Annotated in this window: 4 protein-coding genes; 3 read left to right on the top strand and 1 reads right to left on the bottom strand. The window is 54.3% G+C overall.

Going from position 1 to position 6,412, the window contains the following annotated elements; translation table 11 throughout:
* Positions 1–13: 13 nt before the first annotated feature.
* Entirely contained in the window at positions 14–1,009 is a 996-nt protein-coding gene (locus FCN80_RS25230; RefSeq protein WP_136993059.1) for an aldo/keto reductase, read from the bottom strand.
* A gap of 107 nt (positions 1,010–1,116) precedes the next feature.
* Here FCN80_RS25230 and FCN80_RS25225 point away from each other — a divergent pair, with 107 nt between their 5' ends.
* The 3 genes from FCN80_RS25225 (at position 1,117) to FCN80_RS25215 (ending at position 6,212) form a co-directional block, all read left to right on the top strand.
* Positions 1,117–2,040 carry a LysR family transcriptional regulator gene (locus FCN80_RS25225; RefSeq protein WP_136993058.1) on the top strand — a complete coding sequence of 308 codons (924 nt, stop codon included), beginning with the start codon at positions 1,117–1,119 and terminating at the stop codon, positions 2,038–2,040.
* Between the two features lie 376 nt (positions 2,041–2,416).
* Complete coding sequence (locus FCN80_RS25220) at positions 2,417–3,358, top strand: Gfo/Idh/MocA family protein (protein ID WP_136993057.1); 942 nt, start codon at positions 2,417–2,419, stop codon at positions 3,356–3,358.
* A gap of 502 nt (positions 3,359–3,860) precedes the next feature.
* Positions 3,861–6,212, top strand: coding sequence for a type VI secretion system Vgr family protein (locus FCN80_RS25215; RefSeq protein WP_136993056.1), 2,352 nt, complete (start codon positions 3,861–3,863; stop codon positions 6,210–6,212).
* The last annotated feature ends 200 nt before the right edge of the window (positions 6,213–6,412 follow it).

The following is a 6,412-nucleotide window of genomic DNA, read 5'->3' as shown; positions in this document are numbered from 1 at the left end:
GTTGCGTTAACGCTTAGCGGTCAAGAAAGCGGGCAAAAGACGCGGTGTACCGTGCGCCACTGACTTTTAGCCGTCCGGTCAGGGCGTTCAGCTCGGCAAGTTCCCGGTCGGGCAACGTTAATGTTCCAGCGCCGATGTTGTCTTCCAGATGCCGCCGGCTCTTACAGCCGGGGATGGGGACGATATCCGTTCCCTGCTGCAACAGCCAGGCCAACGCGACCTGGGCCGGGGTCGTCGCGCATCGCGACGCCACTTGTTTCACTGTTTCGGCCAACTGCTTATTCGCCTTATAATTATCTCCGGCTAAACGCGGATCGCCCCAGGAACGAAAGTCATTTTCCGGATAGTCTTCCGCGCGCTTCGCCTGGCCGGTGAGGAATCCCCGGCCGAGGGGGCTAAAGGGTACCAGCCCAATGCCCAATTCCCGCAGCGTCGGCAGGATTTCTCCATCCAGATTACGCTCCCATAAAGAGTATTCGCTCTGTAATGCGCTCACCGGCTGTACCCGATGCGCGCGGCGAAGGGTTTCGACGCCGGCCTCCGACAAACCGAAATAGCGTACTTTACCCGCGGAGATAAGCTCGCCGACTGTCCCGGCGACGTCCTCAATAGGCACCTCGGGGTCGACGCGGTGCTGATACAGCAGATCGATATAATCCGTCTGTAGCCGTTGCAACGAGGCGTCCACCACCGCGCGAATATGCTCCGGCCGGCTGTCGAGTCCCGATGCCCGCTTTCCGCCAATATCAAAGCCGAATTTGGTGGCGATAACCACGCGCTGGCGGTGACCCCCGGCGTTAAGCCAGCGACCCAACAATTCCTCATTGCGATAAGGGCCATAAAATTCCGCGGTGTCGAAAAAATCGACCCCCAGCGCCAACGCCCGATCCAATGTCGCGAGCGATTCTTTTTCATCGGCCTCGCCATAGGCATGGCTCATTCCCATGCAACCCAGACCCAGTTCGGAAACCGTTAATCCTTGACTGCCAAGGCATCGTTTTTTCAGCATCTTTTCTCTCCCACCATAATGGATGACATCACTATTATGCGAAGAGCATGATCATGTGTTAATACTACTTAATCTTCATGCATTCATTAGTTATAAATGGATAATTTATGAAAAGCAGCGACTATACTGAACTCCGGGCTTTTCAAGCCGTCGCCGAACGCGGCACTTTCGTCGGCGCGGCCGGGGCGTTACGGATCACGCCGTCGGCGTTGAGCCAGGTGATCCGCCGCTTCGAGGATAAATTGGGCACAAGGCTGTTTCAGCGGACGACCCGCAGTGTGGCGCTGACAGACGCTGGTCAGCGCCTGTACGCCCGATTACGCCCGGCACTGGCGGAAATGGACGCGGCGTTGGAGGAGACGCGCGGGCAAGCCGGCAAGGTTTCCGGCAGAGTCAAACTGCATGTCACCGAAATGGCCGCGGATGCGGTATTGGCACCGGTTTTAGGCCAGTTTCATGCGCAATACCCGAATATTGTGTTGGATATCGTTACAGAATCGTCTTTTGTCGATATTATCGCCGCGGGGTATGATGCCGGTATCCGACTTGGCGAGTTTGTGCAACAGGATATGGTGGCCTACCCGCTGGGGCCGGCGCTGCGGATGGTGGCGGCCGCCTCGCCGGATTATCTCAAGCGTTGCGGGACGCCACTCACCCCCGCCGATCTATCGCACCATCAATGTATCAATTGGTGCTACCCCGGCGGTGTCTATCGTTGGGAATTTTACCAGCGCGGGCATTGGATTTCACTGGCGCTGGAGGGGCCGCTGGTCACAACGCGGCGTGAGCTGGGCGTTGCGGCCGCTTTGCAGGGGGTGGGCATCACTTTCTGGACAGAGGATAAACTGAGGCCCTGGTTGGATAGCGGCGAGCTTATGCCGTTATTGCGCGAGTATTGCCCGCCTTTTTTAGGCTGGCACTTATTTTATCCCCGCCAGCGGAATATGCCGGGCGCGTTCAGGGCTTTAGTGGATTTTTTGCGGGCACATTATCCCGCGGACGAAGACAGCGTGAACAAAAGCCCAGAGTGATATGACACCTTTTGCGCAATGCGTCATTTATACCCGTCATTCTTCACGTTGCTTCTTTGTTGGCTGCGCTCGCTTGCCCCAGACACTGCGTTATCCCTGCTGCTGGGGACGGTGAGAAACATCCTGCCTCTCACCGGAGACCCGCCGTTGGCGGTCCACATTCGTTCCCGACGAATTTGTCGCTGGGTGGCCGCCGCGATGCAACGTGAAATATTCAGAGTGTAAGTGGCTATTGGTATTATAAATTTGCAAAAGATATCACACCACTGTGAGTAACCCTCAATTACACTAGCCTTCCATTATGCCGGATCGCGGCAAGCAATATTTATCCAGAACTTTCTGTTGAACTCGCCATCTGGCTTCCAAGGGGAAAGAAATGACTGATGTCGTAAACTGGGGCGTGCTTGGTTATGCCCGTATAGCAAGGCTATCGGTGATCCCGGCAATCAGCAGGGCAACCAATGCCCGCTTGCTGGGACTGGCCTCGCGCAATGTCGGCGACCTGCCCGCCGGCGAGTGGGAAAGACGCTATGGGGACTATGTCGATTTACTGGCCGACAAAGATATCCAGGCGGTCTATGTTCCATTGCCCAATTCACTGCATAAGGAATGGGTTGTCAAGGCGCTGGAAGCGGGAAAGCATGTCCTGTGTGAAAAGCCCTTGGCGCTGACCGCCGCTGAGGCGGAAACCATGCGCCAATCGGCGGTGAAGCACCGCCGGATATTGATGGAAGCCTTCATGTATCGTTACACCGATCGCATGCGGGCGGTAAAAGAAACTCTCGACGGCGGCGCTCTGGGTGAATTGCGTCATATCAACGCCTCCTTTCGGTTTTTCCTCGACCGGGAAAACACCATCAAGATGCAGCCGGCTCTGGGCGGCGGCGCGCTTTATGATGTCGGTTGCTACCCGATTAACTTCGTCGGCATGGTGACCGGCCGCGTCCCCACGCGTTGTAAAGTCGTAAGTGAAAAAGCGCAGGGTGTGGATACCCATGTGTCGGCGCTATTGCAATACGATGATGGCCTGATTGCCAACATTCATTGTGGCTTCAACGCCTTCGGCCGCAATTATGCGGAAGTGATCGGCACCAAGGGCCTGCTACGGATTGAAAATACCTTCCTGGATGACGCGGGGGAAATCTACCTGCAGACGGCGCAAGGCGTAAGGGCCTTGCCTGTGGCTGAATCGGATCGCTACAAAGCGGAGATTACCCAGTTTTCCAATGCCGTGCTGGGACAACCCGCTCAATTATTAACATTGGAGGAAAGCATCAGGGATATGCAGGTTTTGGATATGATCAGGGAGAATCTCTGACACCCTGCGATGGCCGGCGTGAGCAGGTAAGGTCAGTATCCCGGCGGGCCGTACGCCGACGCGGCCGTCTTATGCCCAACCTTGGTGGTATCATGCGAGGGTTGGGCAACGTTATTTTAACCCTTCGCGTATTACTAAATATACTCGTCATATTTTAAGTTGCCTCATTGTTGGCCGCGAGGCAACGCGAAATATGTAGAGTATAGCTATGCTGTATCCCATTATTGGTCTGACTTGAAGAGTGGACCCGCCAGTCATTTTGTTTATTTGCTTTTTATCTAAAATATAATGAACACGCCAGGGGGGATCACATAAGTGAACAATACCGCAAAGCGGACTGGTATATGCCGACGAACTGCTTTATTATCAAATTTAGTGAGCGTTGGTCGGGTTACGTCTGTAAAAAGACATTTACATGGAATAGTGAATTAACCCAAAGATAATAACCCGAATTAATTTATCGGTTCTTCACCCCGCTTATTTCCGGATCCAGGATGATATCATGCTGAAGGATGTTACAGCCATCACAGGCGATACCTCGCTTTCCCTCTATTCCCTCGCCATCAATGACAGCGCGATCACGCCCGATGTACTTCGCTTTCGTGGCACCGAGCGCTTTAGCCAACCTTTTTTATGGCGTATCGAATTCACCACGCCTCAAAGGGTTCAGGGGGACGATGTTCTACTGAAACCCGCCAGTTTTGAAATGCGGGGCAGCAAAGTCGTTCACGGCATCATTACCGGTTTCGAATGCCTTTTCACCCATGCGGACCAGTCCCATTATGCCATCAATCTTGAATCTCGCCTCGCGTTGCTCTCCCGCTCCCGTCGCTGTGCTCTTTACCAGCATCTGTCCGTGCCGGAAATGGTGGAACAGATACTACGCTCGCACGGGCTGGAAGGCGCTGATTTTGAATTTACGCTGTCACGGGAATATCCGGTTCGCGAACTGATAACCCAATGGCGGGAAAGCGATTTGGAATTTATCCAGCGCATCCTCTCTGAGGTCGGAATCTGGTTTCGTCAGGAAATAAATAACGTAACGCAACTTGATGTCACCGTGTTCGGTGACAGCCAGCTTCACTACGTCTTTAACGGGGCGTTGCCTTATCACGAACCGTCTGGTCTGTATGACAGGGCTGAGCTGTGCTGCTGGGGCCTGCGAATTTGGCACCGAGTGGTAACGGAAACGGTGGCGACCCGCAATTACCCTCCCCGTAAAGTACCGGGTCCTCTGGATGCCCGCGTTTCCGTTCGCTCTCCCGCGGTTACCACGGGTGAGGATTACCGCTACGAAGGGCCCTATCTCACCGCCGGGGAGGACGCCGGGCCCGAGCCAGGAACTGAAAGCGGCGCCTTTTATGCCCGTATTCATCATGAACGTGAGTTGAATAAATCCGCTTACCTGCATCTGTTCAGTAACGCCTATTGGCTGAGTCCGGGGGCCGTGATCGACCTCGCTGGGGTAGAGTTGCGCGACCTTGAAGACGGGGTGGTTATCGTTTTCGTCTCATATCGCGGTGCGCGGGATTCTCGGCTGCATGTTTCGCTGTGGGGAATGCCATACCGGATGGAATACAGTTTCCGCCCCGCGGTAATTGCCCGGCCCAAGATCCATGGCACGATACCGGGCAGGGTGGAAAGCCGCGAAAAGAATGACCCGTATGCGCATCTGGATGAAGACGGGCGTTACCGGGTGCGAATGAGTTTCAATCTGGAAGACGGCGAACCGGGGTTTTCTTATCCGTGGCTGCGCCTGATGAAACCCGTTGCCGGAGATGAGCACGGCTGGCATATGCCGCTTATTGATGGTACGGAAGTGGGCGTGGCCTTCCATTGGGGAGATCCGGACCACCCCTATATTGCGAATACCTTTCATGACGCTGCACATCCCGACATTGTTAACCGGGATAACCGTAGCCAAAATATTTTACGCACCGCTGGCGATAATGAGCTTCGAATGGAGGATTTGCGGGATAAGGAACATATTGCCCTGACTACCCCTTACGCCGCATCACAGTTGAATCAGGGCCACGTGACGGACCAGCATGGCAAACAGCGGGGTTCCGGCTTTGAATTGCGTACTGATGAGTATGGTGTCATTCGGGCGGCAAAAGGGCTGTTCATTACCGCTGACGGACAGACTAAATCGGCTGGCGACGTGCTGGATATGGACACCGCCCTTTATGAGATTGCACTCTGCCGGGAGCGGATAAAGCAGTTGGCGGTAGCCGCGAAACAGTTACAGGCACCGGAGGCGGATATCGCCGGCCAGATTTCGATGTTTAATCGGCGTTTGAAATCGCTTAACCAGATGATTCACTGCCATGGCGTGAAAGGCGTGGTCCTTTGTAGCGATGAACATATGCAACTGGCGGCGGTGGATAATATCGTCATGAATGCAGGTGGCCATATCAGCATCGGTTCAATGGGTAACGTCGCTATGCTGGCCGGCGGGAAAGTCGGGCTGTATACCCGCTCAGGAAAACTCAACCTGATATCGGGTGAAGGGCCAACTGAGATGAAAGCCCAGAAGGGCGAAATACGTCTGGACTCAGCACAGAAGCTGAGCATTATCAGCCTAAGCGACATTCTCTTTCAGGGCAAAAAACGCATCACACTTATCGGCGGCGGCAGTTATCTGAGGATTGAAGAAGGGCATATCGAATACGGCACCACAGGGGATTACCTTCGCAAGGTTAAGCGCACCCATCTGGCCGAATCGGCGGCAATGCCACTGGATTTACCGGCTTTCGGCGCAAAACCCAAACAGATCGTCTCAGTGGCCAGGGGAAGAAACAACGCGATGAGCAGCGCGGTTAGTTTCAAATTCATACCGGAGGGTGGGGAATAATGGCGACAGAGGATAATTACACACCACTAAAAACAAACGACGTCAGCGTAAAGAAAAAGAGTAGGTGAAATTCGCCGAGCATGCCGCTTTCCTTGAATATTGAGTGACAATCGTTTCAGGTGACCGGGTCTAGGACCCGGCCGAGTCATGCACTGCTATTACGACAAACAACGACGATTTTAGATGGTTGGCTGGGCTCG

Source organism: Martelella alba (assembly GCF_005217455.1).
In the GTDB taxonomy this organism is placed as follows: Bacteria; Pseudomonadota; Gammaproteobacteria; order Enterobacterales; family Enterobacteriaceae; genus Acerihabitans.
Note: the sequence above shows the minus strand (reverse complement) of the source record. Positions and strands in the feature narration are given on the sequence as shown.

Coding starts and splice junctions, on each gene's coding strand:
- FCN80_RS25220 (WP_136993057.1), top strand. CDS start 2,417: ATGACTGATGTCGTAAACTGGGGCGTGCTTGGTTATGCCCGTATAGCA.
- FCN80_RS25230 (WP_136993059.1), bottom strand. CDS start 1,009: ATGCTGAAAAAACGATGCCTTGGCAGTCAAGGATTAACGGTTTCCGAA.
- FCN80_RS25215 (WP_136993056.1), top strand. CDS start 3,861: ATGCTGAAGGATGTTACAGCCATCACAGGCGATACCTCGCTTTCCCTC.
- FCN80_RS25225 (WP_136993058.1), top strand. CDS start 1,117: ATGAAAAGCAGCGACTATACTGAACTCCGGGCTTTTCAAGCCGTCGCC.